22 protein-coding genes are annotated in these 24021 nt (G+C 62.0%); 13 read left to right on the top strand and 9 right to left on the bottom strand.

Annotated elements, in window-relative coordinates:
• The first annotated feature begins 33 nt into the window (after window positions 1-33).
• The 6 genes from GST84_04430 to GST84_04405 all read left to right on the top strand — a co-directional run bounded on the left by GST84_04430 (window position 34) and on the right by GST84_04405 (window position 5837).
• On the top strand, window positions 34-933 hold the full coding sequence (locus GST84_04430; GenBank protein ID XGB11639.1) for a response regulator: 900 nt from the start codon (window positions 34-36) through the stop codon (window positions 931-933).
• Window positions 934-1021: 88 nt separating this feature from the next.
• Window positions 1022-1333, top strand: a complete 312-nt coding sequence (locus GST84_04425) for a hypothetical protein (protein XGB11638.1) — start codon at window positions 1022-1024, stop codon at window positions 1331-1333.
• The gene (locus tag GST84_04420) at window positions 1330-2064 is read left to right on the top strand and encodes a YkgJ family cysteine cluster protein (GenBank protein ID XGB11637.1); all 735 of its coding nucleotides are present in this window, start codon (window positions 1330-1332) and stop codon (window positions 2062-2064) included. Before GST84_04425 ends, GST84_04420 begins: the two co-directional genes overlap by 4 nt.
• Before the next feature lie 317 nt (window positions 2065-2381).
• Window positions 2382-2606 carry a hypothetical protein gene (locus GST84_04415; GenBank protein XGB11636.1) on the top strand — a complete coding sequence of 75 codons (225 nt, stop codon included), beginning with the start codon at window positions 2382-2384 and terminating at the stop codon, window positions 2604-2606.
• Window positions 2607-2811: 205 nt separating this feature from the next.
• On the top strand, window positions 2812-4146 hold the full coding sequence (locus GST84_04410; GenBank protein ID XGB11635.1) for an outer membrane porin, OprD family: 1335 nt from the start codon (window positions 2812-2814) through the stop codon (window positions 4144-4146).
• Window positions 4147-4346: 200 nt separating this feature from the next.
• A complete protein-coding gene (locus GST84_04405) occupies window positions 4347-5837 on the top strand; it encodes a diguanylate cyclase (GenBank protein ID XGB11634.1) in 1491 nt (496 codons plus the stop codon).
• Here GST84_04405 and GST84_04400 read toward each other — a convergent pair.
• Entirely contained in the window at window positions 5834-6310 is a 477-nt protein-coding gene (locus GST84_04400; GenBank protein XGB11633.1) for a PA2169 family four-helix-bundle protein, read from the bottom strand. The genes GST84_04405 and GST84_04400 overlap by 4 nt on opposite strands.
• Before the next feature lie 200 nt (window positions 6311-6510).
• Between GST84_04400 and GST84_04395 the strand changes: the two genes are divergently transcribed.
• Window positions 6511-6732, top strand: a complete 222-nt coding sequence (locus GST84_04395) for a hypothetical protein (GenBank protein ID XGB11632.1) — start codon at window positions 6511-6513, stop codon at window positions 6730-6732.
• 59 nt (window positions 6733-6791) lie between these two features.
• Here the strand turns inward: GST84_04395 and GST84_04390 are convergent, their stop codons facing one another.
• The 3 genes from GST84_04390 to ptsP are packed head-to-tail and all read right to left on the bottom strand — an operon-like array spanning window position 6792 to window position 12331.
• On the bottom strand, window positions 6792-8534 hold the full coding sequence (locus GST84_04390) for a PTS fructose-like transporter subunit IIB (GenBank protein ID XGB11631.1): 1743 nt from the start codon (window positions 8532-8534) through the stop codon (window positions 6792-6794).
• Window positions 8531-9478, bottom strand: coding sequence for a 1-phosphofructokinase (gene pfkB / locus GST84_04385; GenBank protein XGB11630.1), 948 nt, complete (start codon window positions 9476-9478; stop codon window positions 8531-8533). Before pfkB ends, GST84_04390 begins: the two co-directional genes overlap by 4 nt.
• Window positions 9479-12331, bottom strand: a complete 2853-nt coding sequence (gene ptsP / locus GST84_04380) for a phosphoenolpyruvate--protein phosphotransferase (protein XGB11629.1) — start codon at window positions 12329-12331, stop codon at window positions 9479-9481.
• A 284-nt stretch (window positions 12332-12615) separates the two neighbouring features.
• Between ptsP and cra the strand changes: the two genes are divergently transcribed.
• Together cra and GST84_04370 are read left to right on the top strand one after the other, a co-directional pair.
• On the top strand, window positions 12616-13611 hold the full coding sequence (gene cra / locus GST84_04375) for a catabolite repressor/activator (GenBank protein ID XGB11628.1): 996 nt from the start codon (window positions 12616-12618) through the stop codon (window positions 13609-13611).
• Window positions 13612-13613: 2 nt separating this feature from the next.
• Complete coding sequence (locus GST84_04370) at window positions 13614-14390, top strand: YchF/TatD family DNA exonuclease (GenBank protein ID XGB11627.1); 777 nt, start codon at window positions 13614-13616, stop codon at window positions 14388-14390.
• Between the two features lie 44 nt (window positions 14391-14434).
• Here GST84_04370 and ampE read toward each other — a convergent pair whose 3' ends face one another.
• The 3 genes from ampE to GST84_04355 all read right to left on the bottom strand — a co-directional run bounded on the left by ampE (window position 14435) and on the right by GST84_04355 (window position 18082).
• Window positions 14435-15265, bottom strand: a complete 831-nt coding sequence (gene ampE, locus GST84_04365; protein XGB11626.1) for a regulatory signaling modulator protein AmpE — start codon at window positions 15263-15265, stop codon at window positions 14435-14437.
• Entirely contained in the window at window positions 15262-15834 is a 573-nt protein-coding gene (gene ampD / locus GST84_04360; GenBank protein ID XGB11625.1) for a 1,6-anhydro-N-acetylmuramyl-L-alanine amidase AmpD, read from the bottom strand. Before ampD ends, ampE begins: the two co-directional genes overlap by 4 nt.
• Window positions 15835-15922: 88 nt before the next feature.
• A complete protein-coding gene (locus GST84_04355; protein XGB11624.1) occupies window positions 15923-18082 on the bottom strand; it encodes a DUF1631 family protein in 2160 nt (719 codons plus the stop codon).
• Between the two features lie 242 nt (window positions 18083-18324).
• Between GST84_04355 and GST84_04350 the strand changes: the two genes are divergently transcribed.
• On the top strand, window positions 18325-19173 hold the full coding sequence (locus GST84_04350; GenBank protein XGB11623.1) for a carboxylating nicotinate-nucleotide diphosphorylase: 849 nt from the start codon (window positions 18325-18327) through the stop codon (window positions 19171-19173).
• A gap of 75 nt (window positions 19174-19248) precedes the next feature.
• Here GST84_04350 and trxB read toward each other — a convergent pair whose 3' ends face one another.
• Complete coding sequence (trxB, locus tag GST84_04345; GenBank protein XGB11622.1) at window positions 19249-20211, bottom strand: thioredoxin-disulfide reductase; 963 nt, start codon at window positions 20209-20211, stop codon at window positions 19249-19251.
• A 330-nt stretch (window positions 20212-20541) separates the two neighbouring features.
• Here trxB and cysZ point away from each other — a divergent pair, with 330 nt between their 5' ends.
• Entirely contained in the window at window positions 20542-21270 is a 729-nt protein-coding gene (gene cysZ, locus GST84_04340) for a sulfate transporter CysZ (GenBank protein ID XGB11621.1), read from the top strand.
• 45 nt (window positions 21271-21315) lie between these two features.
• Here the strand turns inward: cysZ and GST84_04335 are convergent, their stop codons facing one another.
• A complete protein-coding gene (locus GST84_04335; GenBank protein ID XGB15705.1) occupies window positions 21316-21858 on the bottom strand; it encodes a DUF1851 domain-containing protein in 543 nt (180 codons plus the stop codon).
• 119 nt (window positions 21859-21977) lie between these two features.
• On the opposite strand from GST84_04335, the gene tnpB reads away from it, so the two are divergent.
• Together tnpB and GST84_04325 are read left to right on the top strand one after the other, a co-directional pair.
• Window positions 21978-22334, top strand: a complete 357-nt coding sequence (gene tnpB / locus GST84_04330) for an IS66 family insertion sequence element accessory protein TnpB (GenBank protein ID XGB15704.1) — start codon at window positions 21978-21980, stop codon at window positions 22332-22334.
• Between the two features lie 18 nt (window positions 22335-22352).
• A complete protein-coding gene (locus tag GST84_04325) occupies window positions 22353-23909 on the top strand; it encodes an IS66 family transposase (protein XGB11620.1) in 1557 nt (518 codons plus the stop codon).
• The last annotated feature ends 112 nt before the right edge of the window (window positions 23910-24021 follow it).

Genomic DNA, 24021 nt, shown 5'->3' with positions numbered 1-24021 from the left:
CCGGTTATCCCCTGCTCCCCACCGAAGGTCACCATGGCCACGCAAAATGCCCGCGCGGATTCGCTATCCCTGCTGCTGTTCACCCTGCGCAGCGGTAAGCTGATGGCAATCAACCTGCTCAAGGTCAGCGAGATCATACCCTGCCCGCCGCTGACCAAGCTGCCCGAGTCGCACCCCCATGTAAAAGGCGTGGCAACCCTGCGCGGCCACTCGCTGTCGGTCATCGACCTGTCCCGCGCCATTGGCGAACAACCGCTGGCCGACCCACAGGGTGGCTGCCTGATCGTTACCGAGATCAGCCGTTCGCGCCAAGGCCTGCATGTACAGGCAGTCAGCCGCATCGTGCATTGCCTGAGCACCGACATCAAACCGCCACCCTACGCCTCAGGCACCCGCTCGTTCATCACCGGCGTGACGCGCGTCGACAACACCCTGGTGCAGGTGCTGGACATCGAAAAAGTCATACACGCCATCGCCCCGCCCGTCGCCGAGCCGGCGCACGGCACCTTGAACGAAGAAGATGCCAGCCTGCTGGCCGCCGCCAATATCCTGGTGGTGGACGACAGCCAGGTGGCCTTGCAACAGTCGGTGCACACCCTGCGCAACCTCGGTATCGAATGCCACACCGCGCGCAGCGCCAAAGACGCCATAAACGTGCTGCTGGAACTGCAAGGCACCGCGCAGGAGATCAACATCATCGTCTCCGACATCGAAATGAGCGAGATGGACGGCTACGCCTTCACCCGCACGCTGCGTGAAACCCCTGACTTCCAGCACCTCTACGTGCTGTTGCATACCTCGCTGGACAGTGCCATGAGCAGTGAAAAGGCGACCCAGGCCGGGGCCAATGCCATCCTTACCAAGTTCTCCTCGCCAGAGCTGACCGATTGTCTGGTGGTGGCCGCGCGTACCGTGGTGTTCGCTGAGCACTGATATATTCAGCGACAAACTCCCCGGCTGGCTGCCGGGGGTGACTCGGGCATAATTCGCGCCCCTCGCAAGAAAATTGCCGGAATCACATATGAAGCTTCTCAGCTCTATCCTGATCAGCTGTGCCCTCTTCAGCGGTATTGCCCAGGCCTCCAGTAGTCAGGCCTGGAACGAGCAGCGCCAGCAGATGCTCAAGGCCTGCCTGACCGCAAGCCAGTTCAAGAACGCCCACGCTCGCGGCAAGCCCGCCGAGTTCGATGACCAGGCAGGCATGAGTGCCCTGCTGATCGAAGGCGTCTACCCACAAAAGCACATGCAGCAGCGCACCGGCACCGAGCTGTGTCTGTACGATCGCCAGCACCAGCGTGCCTTTGTCAGCGAGTGGAGCCCGGAAGCCAAGTGACCGACCGCTTACGTTTCGGCTGTACCGGCTGCGGCAAATGCTGCACCGGCCACCATGTGCCACTGACGCTGGCCGAAGCTCGTCGCTGGGCGGACGATGCCGGCCAGGTGGTGGTACTGATCGAAGCTTTCGTCGTGGACGGCCCTGGCATGCCGCTGGAGCAGCGTGACCATGTGCTGCGACGCTCCCATCCGGTGCATTGCGGCGAGGGCGAGGTACGCGTCTCGGTGACCTTTGCTGCATTCAACCCCGGACGTTGTCGTAACCTCGACGCCAACGACCTCTGCACCATCTATGAGCAGCGCCCGCTGGTCTGTCGCATCTATCCGGTAGAAATCAACCCGCATATTCCATTGCGGCCAGACAGCAAGGACTGCCCGCCGGAGGCCTGGCAACAGGGGCCGGAGCTGATTCACGGCACGCAACTGGTCGATGTGGAACTGCAGGCGCTGGTCCAGGCTTCGCGCCAGGCCGACCGCGATGACATTGCCGCCAAGGTCGCGGTATGTCAGGCATTGGGCATGACCACCAGTGCGCTAAAAGGTAACGGGTTTACCGCTTACTTGCCGGATATGGGGGCGTTTGCTGCGGCGCTGGCGCAGGTGCCGGGGAATGAAGGGACGCAGTGGACCGTGCATGTGCAGGATGAAGCGCTGACGGCGAGCTTGCAGGCACTGGGTTTGCGCACGACCAATGAAACCCCGGTGTATTACGCCTTTATCGGCTTTTAGCCTGATCACCTTGCCCAAGGCCACGCACGAAAAAGCGACCGGATAGCTGGCTGACGGCCAGCTACAAAGCTGCCGTTGGCTTTCTTCGAACACCACCGTAGCGCTGTGAACCGCCTCGGGGGACGAGCCCATCTATTACAAAAAGTACGCAGGCGCTCTAGCACGGGGCTTTCGCCAAAAGTCCCATTGACTCCCCCAAGGATCGTTACTTTTTGCGCAACAGTGCTTATCGCACTTCGCTCTGTTTCGAGTGCACTGAAAGGACTAACTTTACCCCTGTCCTCATTAGCACTTGCACCGCAAGAAGGTAGTTTCAAATGTCCAGCAGTATGGGTATTGCCAGCGTCTTCGTCCTGTCTTCCCTGTTGTTGTCGCCCCTGGCCATGGCCGAAGAATCCCCGGCTTTCGTCGCCCGCAATGCAGAGCTCGCGGCTGTCCATCAAGAGGCCCGTGACGCTGTAGCCGCAAACAAGGCAGATACCGCAAAAGGCGCTAAACAGACAGCTTCCAAAGTTACTGTCGATGCCAATGCCGACAGCTGATCAGGCGCTGTCGCTGCTCCCGCTTTCCCTTGGCTACGCCATGGGCACCTCCAGTGCCGATATGTTAGCCTTTTAAAGGCCGCTGCCAATCAGCGGCTTTTTTTATGTGCTTCAACTCTCAGCCTGGTTGTAACGTCCACCTATAAAAAGACGCACATTCAAATATAAAAACTGCCCCACCGTCATACCAAAGGAGCTAGTACCGGTGCCTTCCGCGTTTCGTTTTACCCCGCTTTTCATTGCGTTGACTGCAACGATCCCTTTCGCCGCCCAGGCAGATGAAGACAAGGCTGATGGCTTCATCGAAGGTTCGTCCTTCAACCTGCATTTTCGTAATGCCTACTTCAACCGCGACAACCACAACGCCGGCGTGCGCGACACCCGCGAGTGGGGCCAGGGCGCGGTTGCGCGTTTCGAGTCGGGCTACACCCCAGGTGTGATCGGCTTTGGCCTGGATGCTCATGCCATGCTGGGCCTGAAGCTCGACGGCGGCGGCGGCCATGCCGGCACCAGCATCCTGCCCAAACACATCAAGGACGACGGCGAGCTGGGCGCTGCCCCGCACTCGTTCTCCACTGCCGGTGCTGCGGTCAAGCTCAAGGCCTTCGACACCGAGCTGAAAGCCGGTGACCTGTTCCTCACCAACCCGGTGATCGCCGGCGGCGAAACGCGCATGCTGCCGCAAACCTTCCGCGGTGTAAGCCTGACCAATACCAGCATCGACGGCCTGTTGCTCGAAGGCGGCCAGGTCAGCTTCACCCACCCGTACAACCAGAGCGGCCACCGCCGCATCGACACCTACTACGGGTCACTGGACGAGCACGACAAGAGCAAGCACCTGAACTGGACCGGCGCGTCGTGGAGCGGTACCGAGCACATCACCGCCAACCTGTACGCCGCCGAGCTGAAGGACATCTGGAACCAGTATTACGCGGACTTCGACTACACCTATGTGGTCAATGACCTGGTCAGCCTGAACCCGGGCGTGCACTTCTATCACACCCAGGACACCGGCCAGGCCCTGCTAGGCAAGATCGACAACAACACCTACAGCGTGCACTTCACCGTCAACGCAGGCTTCCACAGCGTCACCGCCGCCTACCAGCGAGTGAACGGCAACACGCCATTCGACTACATCAACCTGGGCGACAGCGTGTACCTGGACAACTCGCGCATGTACTCGGACTTCAACGCGCCGAACGAGCGCTCATGGAAACTGCAGTACGGCTATGACTTCGCCGGAGTCGGCGTGCCTGGTTTGAGCACCTCGCTGTCGTATTCGCGCGGTGAGGCCGACCTGACCAAGGCCACTCAGGACACCACTCACTACAATTACTACCGTGAAGATGGCAAGAACGCCATGCACTGGGAACGCGACCTGGACGTGAAGTACGTGTTCCAGGAAGGCGACCTCAAGGACCTGTCGGTGCTGGTGCGCTATGCCACCCACCGCGGCAGCCAGGGTTATGCGTCGATCGACAGCAACAGCGACAACGATGAACTGCGGGTCATCGTCGATTACCCACTGAACGTGTTCTGATCTTTTGCTGCCAGTGTAGGAGCGGGTTCACCCGCGAAGAAGGCTTCGCCGGTGTTCGCGGGTAAACCCGCTCCTACAGAGGTACACGACAAATAGAAAAGTACAGTACACCGTGCTTCCGTCGGACAAATCTTGTCCGACAATCCCTGCTTCCCTAGAATGTTGCCGCCGCGAATGGCCCTGCCCACGCAGTAGCGAGCATGCCCACCCAATCCCCGCGTTTCGCAGTCTACAGGTCGCACCCCGAGCTGATCCTCAACCTGGGCAGTTGCCTTGCCGTGCTCGCCATCGTGGCCATCGTCAGCTACCTGCTTGACCGCGAGCGCGAAAGTGTCGAACAGTCGGCGTTGCGCTCGTCGAACAACATCGTCCAGCTGATCGAAAGCGACATCCTGCGCAACGTCGAACTCTACGATCAGTCACTGCAAGGCCTGATCTGGGCCGTAGGGCGCAAGGAACTGCCGGAAGTCCCCGGCCCGATACGCCAGCGCCTGCTGTTCAATGAAGCCTTCGTCGACCGCAAGCGGGGTGACGTGCTGTGGCTGGACAAGCAAGGCAATGTCGTCGGCGACTCCACCAGCAGCGTGCCACGCAAGGCCAACTTCGGCCATACCGGGGTGTTCAAGGCTCACCAGCAGAATGCCAACCTCGGCTTGCTGGTAGGGCCCCCTTTCAAGGCCAAGCTTGGCGACCTGGACTGGTGTATCAGCTTCAGCCGACGCATCTCCGGCCTCAATGGCGAGTTCGCCGGGTTGGCAGCGGGTGCGCTGCGCCTGTCGTACTTCAGTGAGTTGTTCCAGCGCCTGGACATTGGCCACGACAGCAGCATCAACCTGTTCAATACCGACGGGCAGTTGCTCGTCCGCCAGCCCCACCGCGCGCAGGACCCGCTGATTGGAACCTCCTACACCGAAAGGCCCAATTTCAAGCGCATCATCGCTGAACAGAGCGGTACCTTCACCGCCCGCTCCGACATCAACGGCAAGCTCCGCATGTTCACCTTCGCCCGGGTCGCGCAACTGCCCCTGATCGTGCTGGTGGTGCACTCGGCCGACGAGGTGTTCGAGTCCTGGCGCCGCACCGCCATTGTCGTCAGCGTCGCCACCGGCGGTCTGTGCGTGGGCATTCTCTGGCTGACGTTGCTGCTGGGCCGCGAACTGCGCCGCCGCCACGAGGCCGAAGAAGACCTGGCTATGCTCGCCTCCACCGATAGCCTGACTGGCCTGGCCAACCGTCGCAGGCTGGACCATGTGCTGCGCCAGGAATGGGCCCGCGCCCAACGTAACCGTAAACCACTGGCGGTACTGATGGTGGATGTGGACCACTTCAAGGCATTCAACCAGCGCCATGGTCACGCCGGTGGCGACCATGCCTTGCGCGAAGTGGCCAAGGCCATCGAGGCATGCATTCGCCGACCGGCGGACCTGGCCGCGCGTTACGGTGGGGAGGAGTTTCAGGTCGTGCTGCCGGAAACCGATCTGGCCGGGGCCCAGCTACTGGCTGAACGCATCCGCGCCAGCGTCGAGGCGCTGGCGCCGTTTGCGGATGATGCCCACGCAGTAACCGTGAGCATCGGTATCGGTTTGTCCGACACCCAGCACGACCTTGGCAGGGTGCTGGGTGCTGCGGACGAAGCGCTCTACCGGGCCAAGGCCAAGGGCCGAAACCGGGTCGAGGGCCCGCTCGACTAGGAGCGGGCGCGAGCGGCGTTGCGCAGGGCCTTGACCTGGTCATGGTTGCGCTGCACCCCTTGCAGCTGCTTTTCCACCAGGCTGTAGGTCATGTCGCTGGCAGTGCGGCCCAGTTTCACCAGCTTCTCGCGGGCTTCCTTGTAGGCCTTGAGGGCGTGGTCCTCGCCACGCTCCACCTCGTTCAGCACCGCCTCTTCGTCCTTGCCGGTGACCATCGACTTGAGGTTGACCCAGCCGCGGTGCAGGTCGCCACTGATGCTGGTGGAGGTTTCCGGGTCGCCGCCCAAGCGGCGAACCTCGCCCTGCAATTCACTGGCAGCGTTAGCGCACTCACCCGCGCGCTGGACGAAGAACGCTTTCAGTTCGGGGTTCTTCACATCATCGGCCGAGGCCTTGAAACCTTTCTCGCCATCCTTGCTGTACTCGATCAGGTCGTTGAGTACGTCGATCACGTCTTTGTTGGGGTTGCTCATGGTCGAACTCCTTGGCAGGTGATAGTCCTCTAGGGAATTGCAGTGTTCGTGCCACGCTTACCACAAAAATAAATTACTTTATTTTCAATGAGTTACACAAAAGAGACGACAGCTGATAACGGCGTTCTGCATGATTGCCGCTTGGGGCTTCGTGCAGATTGCAGTATGGTCGGCGCCTTTCCACAGCCAGGTGCGCGACGATGAAGCCGGAAACCCTCGAACTACTGGTGACCCGCAGCATGCCGTTCGGCAAGTACCAAGGGAGGATCATTGCCGACCTGCCAGGAGACTACCTGGCGTGGTTTGCGCGCAAGGGCTTCCCGACAGGGGAACTGGGCGGGTTGCTGGCGTTGATGCATGAGATCGATCACAACGGGCTGGGTGATCTGCTGGTGCCGTTGCGGCAGAAGCATGGGCGCTGAGAGGTCAACGCGGCCTTTGTGAGAGCGACCTTGTGCCGCTCCCACAAAGTGGGGTCAGCTCAGGTACTTTTAACCGGCGTCACCGCCAGCTCCACCCGCTCGCTCTTCTTGATCACGGCATACACCACCGCAGTCAACAAGCTACCGGCCATGATCGCCAACAAATAAAGCAGCGCATGGTTGATCGCGTTGGGGATAAGCAATACGAACAAGCCGCCATGCGGCGCCATCAGCTTGCAGCCAAAGTACATCGACAATGCCCCGGTCAACGCACCACCGGCGATACTGGCCGGGATCACCCGCAATGGGTCCTTGGCGGCAAACGGAATCGCCCCCTCAGAGATGAAGCACAGCCCCAGCGCCAGCGCTGCCTTGCCCGCCTCGCGCTCGCTCTGGGCGAACTTGCGCCTGGCCAGGAAGGTGGCAATACCCAAGCCAATCGGCGGCACCATGCCGGCGGCCATGGTCGCGGCCATTGGCGCGTAGCTCGACGAGGCCAGCAGCCCCACCGAGAACGCATAGGCGGCCTTGTTGATCGGCCCGCCAAGGTCGACGCACATCATGCCGCCCAGCAACAGCCCCAGCAGGATGGCATTGGTGGTGCCCATGCTGTCGAGGAAGTGCGTCAACCCTTCGAGCATCGCCGCTACCGGCTGGCCGACCACGTAGATCATCACCAGGCCGGTGAACAGACTGGCCAGCAATGGAATGATCAGGATTGGCTTGAGCGCCTCCAGGCTGCTGGGCAAGCGCGCCCATCGGGCAATGGACTTGGCGCTGTAACCGGCAAGAAAACCGGCGACTATGCCACCGATGAAGCCGGCCCCCAAGGTGCTGGCCAGCAGGCCGCCGATCATGCCGGGGGCCAGCCCGGGGCGGTCGGCGATGGACCAGGCGATATAGCCCGCCAGTAGCGGCACCATCAGTTTGAAGGCGGCTTCACCGCCAATCTGCATCAACGCCGCCGGTAAGGTGCCCGCCTCTTTGTAGGCCTCGATACCGAACACGAACGACAGAGCGATCAGCAGGCCACCGGCCACCACCATCGGCAGCATGAACGACACGCCGGTAAGCAAGTGTTTGTACACGCCGGTTTTCTCGCCCTTCGTCGGCGTGGTCGGCGCTGCGGCGTCGGCGCTGTTCTCCACCGTGGCCTGCGCCAAGGCTTTGTCCAGAGTCGCGCGGGCCTGCTTGAGGGCAATGCCGGTACCACAACGGTAAATACGTTTGCCGGCGAAACGTGCAGTGGGAACTTCAATGTCGGCGGCCAGCAAAACCACGTCCGCCGCGGCGATGGCTTCAGCAGACAAGGGGTTGCGCGCACCGACCGAGCCCTGGGTCTCGACGGTGAGCTGATAGCCCAGTTGTTGTGCTGCTTGCTGCAGGGCTTCTGCGGCCATGAAGGTATGGGCTACGCCCGTCGGACAGGCAGTGACGGCTACGATGCGGGTGCCAGCACTGCCAGCGGCGGCGGGGCCATCTGTCACTGCGACCAGCAGCTCGGCGTTGGCCGCCGCTTCGTCGAGAAAGCCTTCGCGATCAGCCAGCGCCTGGGATGGCGTGCTCTGGTACAGGCGTTTGCCGACGAAGCGGGCCAGGTCCACCGGCCCGGTGCTGACCACAAGCACCCAGTCAGCCTCGGCGATCTGCGCGGCGCTCAGTTGCCGCTCGGGATGTTCAGTATTCTGCACTTCGACGCTGGTGCTCCAGCCGCGCCGCTGGGCAGCGGCGGACAGCAAGCGTGCGCTCAGTACACTCGACACCTGGCCATTGGGGCAGGCGGTGACTATGGCAATGTTCATCGGCAACCCTCTTGTTGTTCTGTCAGTTGCACGGCCGCTTCCAATTGCACCAGGTGCTCGCGGTCACGTATACCGAAGCCAACCTGGGTAACGGCCTGGGCGGCGATGGCAGTGGCTCGGGTCAACGTCTGCGCAGGCGCCTCGGCCAGCAACAGGCCGTGGACCATGCCGGCCACCAGCGAATCCCCCGCCCCCACCGTGCTGGCAACCCGTACCTTGGGTGGGCGGGCGTGCATGGCCAGGTCACGACTGAACCAACTGACGCCCTGCTCGCCCGCAGACACCACCACGTGTTCAACGCCACTGGCCAGCAGGCGCTTGGCGGCAGCCGTCTGTTGCGCCAGGTTATCCACAGGCAGACCCAGCACTTCGCCCAGTTCTTCGGTATTGGGCTTGACCAGCCAGGGCGCGCTCTGCAAGCCGACACGCAGGGCTTCACCACTGCTGTCCAGGACAACCTTGAGGCCTTGAGCCTTCAACAGTTCGAGCAACTGGCGGAACCAGTCGGCACTGATCCCGCGCGGCAGGCTACCAGCCACCACCACGGCATCGTGACCTGGGGCATTCTGTTGCAGCCTGTACAGCAAGGCGTTGCGTGCCGCCTCGTCGACCTCCGGGCCCTGCCCGTTGATATCGGTGACACGGCCATCGGCCTCGACCAGCTTGATATTGCTGCGGGTTTCGCCCGGCACACGAACAAAGCAGTCGGTAAAACCGCGACCGTCGATCAGCGCCTCGAAGGGCTGCAGATTGTCGCGCCCGAGGAAACCGCCAACGGTTACGCTGTGCCCCAGATCGGCCAGTACCTGTGCAACGTTCAGCCCCTTGCCCGCGGCGTGACTGTGCTGCTCCTGGCTACGGTTGACCTGGCCTGGGCGCAGAGCGTCCAGGCCGATGGTGATATCCAGCGCCGGGTTCAGGGTGAGAGTGAGGATCTTGGCCATTCAGTAACGCTCCACCAGCGCGCGAACTGCTGCGGCGCTGTCCTGTTGCAGGGCCTCGCGCGCCAAGGCGCGGGCTGTCTGATGATCGGCCTGGCGAACCAGTGCCTTGACTTCGGCGATGCTGCGCGCGGAGACGCTGAGTTCGTCCACGTCCAGCCCCAGCAGCACGGCCACCGCTTGCGGGTCGGCCGCCAGCTCGCCACACACGCCCACCCACTTGCCGTGGGCATGGGCGGCGCGCACGGTCATGTCGATCAGGCTCAATACCGCCGGGTGCAGGCCATCGGCCTGTGCCGAGAGGCTGGGGTGGCCACGGTCGATAGCCAAGGTGTATTGAGTCAGGTCGTTGGTGCCGATGCTGAAGAAGTCCACTTCGCGCGCCAATTGCGCTGCCAGCAGGGCCGCTGAAGGCACCTCGACCATAATGCCCAGTTGCAGGTCGGCTACCGGGATTTCTGCGCGCAGGCGTTCCACCATGGCCCGAGCCTCACGCCACTCGTGCACCTGGCCAACCATCGGGAACATGATACGCAACGGGCGCTGGTCGGCGGCCCGCAGCAATGCGCGCAACTGGTCTTCCATCACTTGCGGGCGCTGCAGGGTCAAACGCACGCCGCGCACGCCGAGGAAGGGATTTTCCTCGGCAGCGATCGGCCAGTAAGGCAGCGGTTTGTCGCCGCCGACATCCAGGGTACGCACCACCAGCGGGCGCCCATCGAGGCCATCGAGCACGCGGCGGTACTCGGCTTCCTGGGTAGCCACATCCGGCGCTTGAGGGTGGGCCATGAAAATCAGTTCGGTGCGCAGCAGGCCCACACCTTCGGCGCCCTGCTCCACCACCTTGGCTATACCGTTGCTGTCACCGATGTTGGCAAACACCTCGACGGCATGCCCATCCTGGGTGATGGCCGGCTCGAAGCGGTTGGCCCAGGCGGCCTGCAGGCGTTTCTCGCGCAGGTCACGCTCGGCCAGCGCCTGCTGCAGTTCATCCGCAGGCGGTGCGACGCTAACCACACCACGCTGGCCATCGAGCAGCAGCGGCGTGCCACTGTCCAACAGCAGTATCGACGCACCGGCGCCGACCACTGCCGGTATGCCCAAAGCCCGGGCAACGATGGCACTGTGGGCCGTGGCGCCGCCCTGGGCGGTGACAATACCGGCAACCCGGGTGGGGTCCAGGCGGGCGACATCGGATGGACCGACTTCGGTCATCACCAGCACATAGGGTTGCTCGGGTTCAGCCTGCGCCTGCACACCACACAACTGCGCCAGCACGCGGCGGCCGATATCGCGCAGGTCGGCAGCGCGCTCGGCAAGCAGCGCATCGTGCAATGCCTCTTGCTGACGGGCCGCGGCGTCGATCACGGCCATCCACGCGGCCGCGGCGCTTTCGCCCTGGGCCAGGCGCTGCTCGACATCGTCGGTCAGGGCCGGGTCGGCAAGCATTTCCTGGTGGGTGACGAAAATTTCGCCAATGGCCTTGTCGCTGCGCAGGACCAAAGCCTGCAGTTCGCCATTGACGATGGCCAACGCTTCGCGCAGCTTCTGCCGCTCCTGGGCGCACGATTCACCCCGCAAGGGGTAGTCGAACTCACGCTCGACACAGACATGCGCCGGGCCGCTGGCAATGCCGGGGGCGGCACCCACACCCTGGATACGACTGCCGGCCGCAGGCGCTTGCAGCACTTCGGGTAGGTCATCGGCAATGGGCGTGACGCTCTGCGGGAGCGGTTCCACCTCCTCACCCAGGCCTTGTTCGATAGCGGCCAGCAACACCGGCAAGGCATCGGCAGCGATACTCGGCTCGGCGACCAGTTCCAGTGCCTGACCACGGCGGGCGCCGAGGCTGAGCAGCTTGCTGAGGCTCTTCACCGATACCGCTGGCTGCGCGCTATCGACCAGGCGCACACGAATTTCCCCTTCAAAGCCTTTGGCCAGTTGTGCAAGCACCTTGGCCGGTCGGGCATGCAAGCCATGTGGATTGGCCAGCACGACACGTGCGCTGGGCCAGTCCGCCGGCGCCTCGCCGCCCAGTACTTCCAGTACCGCACGGCTGTTGGTGGCCTGGTAGAGCATCTGCCCGCGGCCTTCGATCAGCACTTCGCAAAGACGCTCAAGCAGGGCCTCGTGAGCGGCGCCAAGGCTGGCCAGGCAGAACAGACCGTTGAGCGGCTGGTCGCGGTAACGCAGCGGCTGCTGCGGGGTGATGAAGGCGAGGCCCGGCTGACGAACCTGGCGCTCGCTGTGCAGCCACCACAGGCCCTCGCCCAGCGGCAGCGGTTCGGCCTGCTGGAGCACGGCGGCAAAGCCACTGTCGACACAGTCGGCACGTTGCAACAGGCGGGCACCGCGCCAGGCCAGTTCGTCGAAGTCTTCAGCCGGCAAGTTCAGCCCCACCAGCTGCGCATCCAGCGCCAACGCTTGTGGCGCGCCCTGCAGCAGCTTGAGCAGCACTTCGGCTGAGCTGGCCCGGCGCAAGGCTTCGGCCAGGTCGGTCTCGCCCAGCGCACGGGTCAACAGCTGCAGCAGGCGCAGGTGTTCGTCGGAGCGGGCGGCAATACCAATGGCCAGGTAGACCATTTGCCCGTCACCCCAGTCTACCCCCTCGGGAAACTGCAGCAGCCGCACGCCGGTGGCATACACCAGATCGCGTGTTTGCGGCGTACCATGGGGAATGGCGATGCCCTGGCCAAGGAACGTGGAGCCTTGTGCCTCCCGGGCCTGCAGCCCTTGCAGGTAACCCTCGGCGACCAGGCCGTCCGCAACCAGCCGATCCGCCAGAAGGCGCAATGCCTCGTCCTTGTCGGCGGCCTTCTGGCCCATGGCTATCTGCTCATTGGCGAGCTCGAGCATGACCTTCTCCTTTTGCAGTTCCCGTTCGGGTACTGGAGTATTGTTGTGAAATTCACATAAAGGGCCAGTTCAGCAGCCTTGCACGGGTGGCAGCCGAGGCAGAAAAATCGGCAGCTGAAACGTTTAATCTGACCAGGCGGCCACGTTACTCGATAATCTGCCCAGTAAAAAGCCCCATCCTGTCGGACAATTGCGACAATGGTCGTCTGCGCGTGATGCCTGTACCGGGTCAAACTACCCGGTCCGGCCTCACAGCCAGCCCCGGTAATAACAAGGAAAATTCGGTGAAACTCAGCGATATCGCCCGTCTGGCCGGTGTGTCCGTGACCACTGCCAGCTACGTCATCAATGGCAAGGCTGAACAGCAGCGCATCAGTAACAGTACTGTCGAGCGGGTACGCGCGGTGGTCGAAGCCCACGGCTTCACCCCCAACCCGCAGGCAGCTGGGCTGCGCAGCCGGCATACCCGCACCCTGGGCTTCATTCTCCCGGATCTGGAGAACCCCAGCTACGCCCGCATTGCCAAGCAACTGGAGCAAGGCGCCCGCGCCCGCGGCTACCAGCTTCTGATCGCCAGCAGCGACGACCAGCCAGACAGCGAGCGCCAACTGCAGCAGCTGTTCCGTGCGCGCCGCTGCGATGCGCTGTTCGTTGCCAGTTGCCTGCCGCCAGAAGATGACAGCTACCGCGAGCTGCAGGACAAAGGCCTGCCGGTGATAGCCATCGACCGCCGTCTGGACCCCGCACACTTCTGCTCGGTGATCAGCGACGACCGCGATGCCAGCCGCCAGCTGGCCGCCAGCCTGCTCAGCGCGGCACCACGTAGCATAGCCCTGATAGGCGCGCGCCCCGAGCTGTCGGTTAGCCAGGCGCGTGCCGGCGGATTCGACGAAGCCCTGCAAGGCTATACCGGCGAAGTGCGCCGCTATCAGGGCGAAGCGTTCAGCCGCGAGTGCGGCCAGCGCCTGATGCAGCAACTGATCGACGACCTGGGTGGCCTGCCTGATGCTCTGGTGACCACTTCGTACGTACTGTTGCAGGGCGTGTTCGACACCCTCCAGGCGCGCCCGGTCGACTCGCGCCAACTGCAGCTGGGTACCTTTGGCGACAACCAGTTGCTCGACTTCCTGCCGCTGCCGGTCAATGCCATGGCCCAGCAGCATGGCCAGATTGCCGCCACTGCGCTTGAACTGGCACTGGCCGCCATCGAGGAAAAACGCTATGAACCCGGCGTGCATGCTGTTGGCCGCACCTTCAAGCAACGCATCTCAGCGACCTGAACATGCGCCTGATCGACACCCACACCCACCTGGATTTCCCCGACTTCGACGCCGACCGCCCGCGCCTGCTTGCCAACGCGGCGGCGCGTGGGCTGGAGCGGATGGTGGTGTTGGGGGTGTACCAGGCGAATTTCCAACGGGTGTGGGAACTGGCCTGCGCCGAGCCGCGCCTGTTCGCCGCACTTGGCCTGCACCCGGTCTACCTCGACCAGCATCGACCTGAGCACCTACTGCAACTGCGCGAGTGGCTGGAGCGCCTGCGCGACAACCCGCGACTATGTGCCGTGGGTGAGTTTGGCCTGGACTACTACCTTACAGACCTGGACAAGACTCGCCAGCAGGCGCTGTTCGAAGCGCAACTGCAGATGGCTTGCGACTTCGAACTACCGGCCCTGCTGCACGTGCGCCGCAGCCATGCCCAAGTGATTGCCACGCTCAAGCGCTACAAGCCCGCGCGGGCGGGGGTGATTCATGCGTTTGCCGGCAGCTACGAAGAGGCCCGCGAGTACATCAAGCTGGGGTTCATGCTGGGGTTGGGCGGTGCGGCTACCTGGCCGCAGGCACTGCGGCTGCGCAAGACCCTGGCGCGGCTGCCATTGGACAGCGTGGTGCTGGAGACTGATGCACCGGACATGGCACCGGTGATGTACCCGGGGGTACGCAACAGCCCGGAGCATCTGCCAGACATTGCTGCGGCGCTGGCGCAAGTGATGGGACTGGATGTCGAGGTGCTGGCACAGGCCAGCACCCGCAATGCTTGCGCGTTGTTTGGCTGGTGAAACCCAGGTGAACGGGATTCCCGTGGGATGCGATTGGCCCGCAATCAGACCAGCACGGTCCACAGCGCAAAACCTGCATACCACAGCACTGCGCAGCGCAGCAGCAGTTCCCACAGGCTGTCCAGCCGCCCCAACCCGCGCTGACTGTCTTCTTCCTCGGGAATGTCATCGGCAATGCGCCCGACCCGAGCCACCAGGTGCCCGGCACTGATGTGCCAATTGAGCACCTCGTGCAGCATCACCCTTGTAACCGCAAGGAAGTTGCCCACCAAGGCAAAGCTCAACGCCAGCGCCCGCACCGGCAACCAGTCCATGATGTGCCGCAACTGCTCGGCACGTACCTTCAGCGCCGGCTGCTTGCTGTGTTCACCACACAGCGCCAACAGTCGATAAGCCAGCGCAGCGCCAGGGCCCAACACGAAATACCAGAAGATCACCGCAAAAAAGCCCTGGTACACCTGCCACAGCAAATTACCCTGCACCCGCACCAGCAGGCTGTGCGGTTCATCGGCCACCAGGCCAAGGTCGCGCTCGGCCACGTGCAGCGCCGCCTGATCGTCCCCCCGCCGCCAGGCATCACGAAACGCCCCCAGCGATGCCTTCGCATCGCCGCGACCCAGGCTGTAGATCAGCACCAGCAGGTGCACCGGCAACGCCAGCAAACCATAGGCCACCGGCTCCAGCACATGCAGCAGCAACACCAGCAGCGCTACTGGTGCCAACACCAGGATGGCCAACGTCCACCATGGGTGCACCTTGCCGTTGCGTTCCAGACGCACCAGTTCGCCAAGAAAGAACCCGTCGCGCTGCACCCGATGGCGCAGGGCTGAAAACTTCTCGACCCACAGCGCCAGCAACAACACCAGAAAACTCATGCCTTGTCCTCGTTGTGCTGCAGCGCCTGGCGGTAGCGCGGCCAGTCGAAGGCCGGGCCGGGGTCAGTCTTGCGCTGCGGGGCAATGTCGCTGTGGCCCTGAATGCGGTTCAGGTCGATGGCCGGCCAGGCATCGCGGATGTGCCGGGTGAGTTGTTCCAGCACCGCATACTGGGCATCGGTATAGGGCAGGTCGTCGGTGCCTTCCAGTTCGATGCCGATGGAAAAGTCGTTACAGCCTTCGCGCCCGTCAAAGCTCGACACACCCGCATGCCAAGCACGGTCATGCAACGACACGAACTGAGTCACCGCGCCGTCACGCTCGACGAACAGGTGCGCCGACACGGTCAGGTGGTTGATGCTGGCAAAATACGGGTGTTCATCAGGGGCCAGGCGGTTCTGGAAGAATTGCTGCACCTTGCCCGTGCCGAAACAGGCCGGGGGCAGGCTGATGTTGTGGATCACCAGCAGGGAAATCGATTCGCCTTCGGGGCGCGTATTGAAGTTCGGCGAGGGGCAGTGGGTGATTCCGATTCCGTGGAACCAGCCAGTGGCACGGTCCAATTGCATGGGCAGATCCTGAAAAACGCCGTGAACATGCCCACAGTATGCCCTGCCGTCAACGCCGTGTGCATGTGAATGATTGTAATGCGTCTGCCTATTGCGCCTGCCCTTGCCGCAAGCTATCAAGTACCGCCTCCAGCGCCCGCTCGAACAACAGGCGGTCATCCAGCACGCGCACTTCGTGCCGCTGAAATGCCTGGGCCAGGCTGGCGCTGCTCCACTCGCGCACTTTCATGCCGGTGCGGTTGGCGAACACCAGCCTATCGCTGCTGTCGATGCGCGCGACCAGCTTGCAGCGCAGTGGTTCATCCTCGTCGAGTGCCTCGACCCAGGTGCCGATGCGCAGGCGTTGAGCCTGGCGCAGCGCTGCAGCCTGCCCCTCGGCAGCGTGCAGGGGCACGCAGGCGGGCTCTTCGGCAATCGCCAGCACAATCTCTTCGGCCACCAGCACGTCACCCAAGGATTGGCCCTCACCTGCCGGCAACGCCTCTTTACCTGCGCAGGCGCGCAGGTGCAATTGTTCCAGTTGCAGGAAGAACTCGCGGGTCGCCACCGCGTCCAGGGCTACGCTGGCCAGGCCATCGCGCAGCGCCTTGAGCAGGGCCGGCACCTGCTGCAACAAGGTTTGCGGCTCATGCGGCGGCGTGATGCTGACCAGCAGCATGTCCATCGTCTGCAATGCGTCGCGCCAGGCCTGTGAGGCCTCGCCCTGCTTCAGCCAAGCCAACAGCAGTACCTGGCTCCAGGCCTGCACCAGCATTTGCACCACCACCTGCGGCAATACCCGACCACGCAGGCGCTGGTTGAGCACATGCTGCACCTGCTGCCGGGCCTGCAGTGCCCGGGCACGGCCTTCTTCGGCGTCGCGAGTGCGTTGTTCCAGCAACTCGTTGCGTCGCCGTTCGTCCTGATTGAATGCCAGGAAGTCGTCGAGCAGCTCGGCGAACAGGCTTGCATCGTCAGCAAAATCATTGAGCAGGCGTTGGACGATACGCTCTACCCGCAAATGCAAGCTGTCACGCTGGCCTTCGCTGCCGCACTCCCAGCCAATCGCGGCGCCGGCGATTTCGTTGATCAGCCGGCGCGCCGGATGGCTACCCCGGCTGAACAGCCCCTTGTCCAGTAATGCCACCTTGAGCAGGGGAATATGAAGGCGCGCAATCAGCGCCCGCAGGCTGGCGGGCAGGTTGTCGTCGTTGTGGATGAATGCGAACAGCAAGCCAACCAGGTTGATCACGTCTTCGTCAGCCACTCCAAGGCGCCGACGCGTGCCGCTGCGCACACTCACCCGCAACAACAGTTGCTCAAGCTGCTGGCCGAGCTCGAAGTCATCGGCCTCGTGGGTGGAGGGCACGTAGCGCTGCAAATGCGAAAGGAGCCGGAGCAGGTCGGCGGTACTGATCGGCTGGGCGGTAGCCACCGCGTGCAACCGCGGAGCGAACTGCCCGCGTACCGGCGCCAGTAGTGCCTGCAACGAGTCGAAAAACGCCTGCCCTGCGGCGTCCGCCCCCACCTCCTGGCCAAGGTTCGCCGGCCCTGGGCGCGCACGCATGCGCCGGTCTTCGGCACGCCGGCGCGGCGCCGGTTGCAGTTCGGGCAGTATGCCGGCAGCGACCAGCAACTGGTTGGCTTCGCCATAGATCACATCGACATCGCGCAACACATAACGCTCGAACAGCTTCAGCAGCACCAGCTTGACCCGCAGGCCAACGCCCAGATTCCGCCCGGCATCGAGGAAGTAACGACACAGCGCGGCAGGCCCCAATGGGTTGTGCTGCTCGTACAGGGGCCGGTCGAGCAATGCCTGCAGGCGCAAACCCAGTTGCTGCAGGGCAATGCCATCGCGTGACAGCACCCGCGCCACCATGCCCTCAATGGCGGCGGCCCGCTCCATTTGAGCCTTGCTGCGCGGGTTGCCCGGCTGGGCCAGGTTTGCCAGCAAGTCGACCTGGCCGGTTCGGAGGAAAGCATCATGGAACGTATCCAGAAAACCACGCTCGATGCTCTTGCGCTTCAGACGCAGGTCACGCATGGCCTCGAAGTACAGGTTTTGGTCACCGCGGTCCAAGGCCTTGTCGGCCATTTCGAAGAGCGTGTCATCGGCATTGTCGAACAAGTCCTGCAGCCCCTGACGCAACTGCAACGCGGCCTTGTCGCGCACCTGCAGCAACAGGACCGGAAGGCAAGGCAGAGGCGTACGCCCCCCTTGGTCGATGGCTGCCGCCAAGGCCACCACCTTGCCTTCTTTTTGCATCCTGGACTCCTTGCAGGGTGTCTTGCCCGAAAGGGCTGAAAATCGTCAAAGCTATGACGCCAAATACTGGTCACCATTATCGGTAAAAAATCGTATGCCTGCCAGCGCCGTTTCGCTGGTTGGCTAATGACCCTGCTCTGCTCCGATTACTCACAATGCCCGACCAAAGGTCAGCACCAAGGCGGCTGTACACACAGGCCCCCTGCCCTATAATCGCGGGCACCTAGCTTGTGGAGCCGACCATGCCGAACCTACGCCTTGCCGACCTGACCGCTGAAATTGAAGCCAACGTGCGCCGCGCGCTGTTGGAGGACATCGGCAGTGGCGATATCACCGCGCAACTGATCCCGGCCGAGCGCCTGGCCAAGGCGACCATCATCACCCGCGAAGACTGCGTGGTCGCCGGTACCGCCTGGGTCGATGCCGTGTTCCGCCAGCTCGACCCGCGCGTTGCTGTGCACTGGCAGGTGGCCGACGGTGAGCAGGCCACTGCCAATCAACCGTTGTTCCACCTGGAAGGCCCGGCCCGTTCGCTGCTCAGTGGTGAGCGCAGCGCACTGAACTTCCTGCAGATGCTGTCGGGGGTCGCCACCCGTGCGCGCTTCCTCGCCGACCTGGTAGCAGGCACCCAGGTGCGCCTGCTGGACACCCGCAAAACCCTGCCCGGCCTTCGCCTGGCGCAAAAGTACGCGGTTACCTGCGGTGGTTGCGACAACCACCGCATAGGCCTGTACGACGCCTTCCTGATCAAGGAAAACCACATCGCCGCCAGCGGCGGCGTAGCCGAGGCCGTGGCCGCAGCGCACCGCATTGCACCGGGCAAGCCGGTTGAAATCGAGGTCGAAAGCCTGGATGAACTGCACCAGGCGCTGGCCGCTGGCGCGGACATCATCATGCTCGACGAGCTGAACCTGGACGAAATGCGCGAAGCCGTGCGCATTACCGCTGGCAAAGCCAAGCTTGAAGCCAGCGGCGGCGTAAACGAAACGACTCTGCGGGTGATTGCCGAGACAGGGGTGGACTACATCTCGATTGGCGCCATGACCAAGGATGTGAAAGCGGTGGACCTGTCGATGCGACTGAGCCTGTGAGCTGATTGCAGACAATAAAAAACCGGCGCTTGGCCGGTTTTTTATTGGGGGCGCTTTGCACCCCTTTTTCTCAGATCAGAACGAGGCGTTGGCCAAACCGTCCAGGTAGCGCTCGACATCCAGCGCCGCCATGCAGCCCGCACCGGCCGACGTGATGGCTTGGCGGTAAACGTGGTCAGCCACGTCGCCAGCGGCAAACACACCCTCGACGTTGGTAGCGGTGGCATTGCCTTCGCGGCCGCCGTTGACCACCAGGTAGCCATCTTTCAAGGTCAGCTGGCCTTCGAACAGCGAAGTGTTCGGGGTGTGGCCAATGGCGATGAACACGCCGTCGACCTTGATTTCGTCGCTGCTGCCGTCGTTGTTCTTCAGACGCGCACCGGTTACGCCCATGTTGTCACCCAGCACTTCGTCCAGGGTGGCGTTGAGCTTAAGCTCGATCTTGCCTTCGGCCACACGGGCGTTCAGTTTGTCGACCAGGATCTTCTCGGCGCGGAAGGTCTCGCGACGGTGTACCAGGGTCACTTTGCTGGCGATGTTGGCCAGGTACAGTGCCTCTTCCACGGCAGTGTTGCCACCGCCCACCACGGCGACCGGCTTGTTGCGGTAGAAGAAACCGTCACAGGTGGCACAGGCCGAAACACCCTTGCCCATGAAGGTTTCTTCCGACGGCAGGCCCAGGTAGCGAGCGCTGGCGCCAGTGGCGATGATCAGCGCATCACAGGTGTACTTGCCGCTGTCACCCTGCAGGGTGAACGGCTTGTTGGCCAGGTCGACAGCGTTGATGTGGTCGAAGACGATTTCGGTTTCAAAACGCTCGGCGTGCTCTTGCATACGCTGCATCAGGGCCGGGCCGGTCAGGCCGTGGGGGTCGCCCGGCCAGTTGTCGACTTCGGTGGTGGTGGTCAGCTGGCCACCAGCCTGCATGCCGGTAATCAGCAGCGGCTTGAGGTTGGCACGGGCGGCATACACCGCAGCGCTGTAACCGGCAGGGCCGGAACCGAGAATGATGACGCGCGAATGACGTACTTCAGACATGTCGAACTCCTGTCGAGCGGGCCGCAGGGCCGGCATCGGTGTACCGGCTGCGCCAGCCAAGAAATTAAAAAGGACCCACGCAGCACTTGGGGAAGGCTAAAACGCGCAGGCCCGCAAAGCGAAAAGTTGAGCGCACTGTAGCGAGGTCGCAAAGATTAAGGAAATATCCTTAGACAATCCACCTCATAGGCATCGCCTATGCTGCGATTTCATCGATAAACACGCGCCGGGCGCTTTTGTTACATCCCGTTTCCCGCCCACTGCGTGCCTTTCGTCGGCGCGGCAAACTCGGTAAGGTCAGCGCGTTTTCCTTCTCTGCGGAGTATCTAGATGCAAGCCCCTGTCCTCTCTGGCCCCCAATACTTGCGCGAAGGCCTGAAACTGGTGCTGAGCCCCAACCTACGGTTGTTCGTGCTGCTGCCACTGGCGGTCAACCTGTTGCTGTTCGGTGGCCTGATCTACTTCGCCGGCCACCAGTTCGGCATGTGGCTCGATGCCCTGATGCCCACGCTGCCTGACTGGCTGAGCTTCCTCAGCTACATCCTCTGGCCGCTGTTCGTTGCCTTGCTGGTGCTGATGGTGTTCTTCACCTTCACCTTGGTGGCCAATATCATTGCCGCGCCGTTCAACGGCTTTCTGGCGGAAAAGGTCGAGGTGGTAGTGCGTGGCGAAGACACCTTCCCAGCCTTCAGCTGGGGCGAACTGGCAGCCATGGTACCGCGCACCCTCAGCCGCGAAATGCGCAAGCTGGGCTACTTCCTGCCACGCGCCATCGGCCTGTTCGTCCTGTCGCTTATCCCGGTGGTCAACGTGGTGGCTGCGCCGCTGTGGCTGATCTTCGGCGTGTGGATGATGGCCATCCAGTACATCGACTACCCGGCGGACAACAACAAGATGAGCTGGCAGGACATGCTCGCCTGGCTGCGCCAGAAGCGCTGGCAGAGCCTGGGCTTTGGCGGCATCACCTACCTGGCGCTGATGATTCCGGGGGTGAACGTGCTGATGATGCCGGCGGCGGTGGCCGGGGCTACGCTGTTCTGGGTGCGGGAGCGGAGCTGAAGGAGCGTGGGGCTGCAGGGCAGCCCCTTTTTGCAGATTGTTTTTTTAGAAGTCGGAGAAACTGTAGGGTTCGAGGGTGGCAATCTGAGAAAGCAGTATTAGATGCTCCACTGCCTTAACCTTCTCGAGGTTAGCAAGATCGCTTGACCCGCCGAACGCCAAGGCTGGAACGAACCCATACATTTCATCATGCTTTAGCATACCCAGTTTTTTCTTTGCTGGCTCGAACATGCCATCAAAGTCAACAGACGCCTTCTCTTTGCCAAGGAAGAAACCTTGCACTTCCCTGTCCATATCCGCCGCCGTCAACTCATATTCACTGCCCCTGTATCGTGAAATATGAGCCAAAATCTTTACTGAGAAACCCGTTTGCTCTCCAAAGAGATACAGGTCACCAAATGCGCCGCGAGCGATAAGGTGGTATCTATCTCGCTTCTCCAATATTGTGCCTTCGATAAGCGAGGCAGTTACCCCTTCATATTCCTGGGGATTGACAGTCCAAAATATCCCGTCACCATACCCGCACCAACCGTGCTCACTCCAATACGCTAACAATTTGTTCGGCAAGATGCCTCTGTATCGATCCAGACTTGAGGGAGGAACCTCCTGTCGAAAAAACGTAAGTGCTCCATGAACCCCACATTCAAAGCGCTTACCTGATGCCCGATGCTGTGCTCCCGATTTCCTTCTGGAGCCAGCCCTGCATGATGCGCCCCGACAGCAAAGTCGAAAAAGTCTACCTCTACCCCAAGCCTGTGGACTTTCGAAAGTCCATCGACGGCCTTACTGCCTTGGTAGAACTGGATATCAAAGTCGCCGTGTTCGACCCCGTGCTCTTCGTCTTCCTCAACAAGGCGCGTAATCGGATCAAAGTGTTGTACTGGGAGCGCAACGGCTTCTGCCTCTGGCTCAAGCGCCTGGAAGCCGAGCGCTTCAAAATGTCGCCTGAGCCCAGCGACGAAGCGATTGTCCTGACCGTCCAAGAACTCAATTGGCTGCTCGACGGTTTCGACCTTTGGCGCAACCGTCCTCATCAGGTTTTGACTCCGCGCTACGTCGCCTGACCCGGTATAATCCGCGGCATGATTTCCGTGCCCGACAATCTCCCAGACGATCCTGCCCTGCTCAAGCAATTATTGCTTGAGAGCTATGCTGCCCGTTTGCGCGAGCAGGAAGTCAATCAGGCCCACATCGTCCAAATTGACGATCTGAAAGAACAAATCAAGTTATGGCGTGACCGTTTCTTTGGCCGCAAGTCCGAGCAAACCGTCGATCCCAAAACGCCGCAACTGGCCATGTTCGATGAAGCGGAAAATGACCCTCTGCTGGCTGTAGTCGATGATGCCAATGAAGAAGTCGTTGTCCCGGTCAAGCGCCGTGGCAAGCGCAAGTCATTGGCGGCTAATCTGCCACGTATCGAAGTTATCCATGAGTTGCCCGAACACGAACTGACCTGCGCCTGCGGTTGCCGCAAGCATGTCATCGGCGAAGAAACCAGCGAGCAGCTCGATATCGTGCCGATGCAGATCCGCGTACTCAAACACGTGCGCAAGATCTATGGCTGCCGTGGTTGCGAGACTGCTCCTGTCACTGCTGACAAGCCCGCCCAGTTAATCGAAAAAAGCATGGCCAGCCCAAGCGTGCTGGCCATGCTGCTGACGACCAAGTACGTCGATGGCTTGCCGCTACACAGGTTTGAAAGTGTGCTGTCCCGCCACGGCATCGAGATTCCACGACAAACCCTGGCGCGTTGGGTGATCCAGTGCAGTAAATACTTCCAGCCGCTGTTGAACCTGATGCGTGATCGGCTGCTGGAAAGTCCGGTGATTCATTGCGATGAGACCCGCGTCCAGGTGTTGAAAGAACCGGATCGAGACCCGACCAGCCAATCCTGGATGTGGGTGCAAGCCAGTGGCCCGCCTGATCGACAAGTTGTGCTGTTCGACTACACCACCAGCCGTGCGCAGGAAGTACCATTGCGTCTGCTGCAAGGCTATCGCGGCTATGTGATGACCGACGATTATGCGGGTTACAACGCTTTGGCGTTGCAGCCCGGTATCGAGCGACTGGCATGCATGGTTCACGCGCGCCGCAAGTTCGTCGAAGCACAAAAGGTGCAGCCCAAGGGTAAGACCGGACGAGCCGATGTGGCGCTGACGATGATCAATAAGCTGTATGACATCGAGCGCGACCTCAAGGAGGTCAGCGACGAACAGCGGTTCATCGGTCGCCAGGAAAGAAGCTTACCGATCCTCGGTCAGCTGAAAAGCTGGCTGGACAAGACGTACGCCCAGGTGACGCCGCAAAGCGTATTGGGCAAGGCGGTGCATTACCTGGCAAACAACTGGCGCCGCCTGGAACGGTATGTCGAAGCGGGCCATTTGCCAATCGACAACAACCTGGCAGAGCGTGCGATAAAACCGTTTGTCATTGGGCGCAAGGCTTGGCTGTTCAGTGACACGCCCAAGGGCGCCACGGCAAGTGCGCAGATATACAGCTTGGTCGAGACCGCCAAGGTCAACGGCCAGGAGCCCTATACGTGGCTGCGCCACGTACTTGAGCGCCTGCCGTATGCGTCGTCGGTCTCAGACTACGAAGCCTTGCTGCCATGGAACTGCTCGCCAGAGATACCACGGTAAGCTGAGGCCCTATCTTTTAGAAGGTGGGGTTCATGGATCGCACTCGAAAAAACGGCTCACCAACTTGCTCTACAAACAGGGAAAAAACCTCATCCACGGCGAAAACCTCAAG

The sequence above is a fragment of the Pseudomonas putida genome (assembly GCA_041879295.1).
GTDB lineage: Bacteria > Pseudomonadota > Gammaproteobacteria > Pseudomonadales > Pseudomonadaceae > Aquipseudomonas > Aquipseudomonas putida_Y.
The sequence above is the reverse complement of the archived record's forward strand: the minus strand, read 5'-3'. Positions and strand labels throughout refer to the sequence as shown.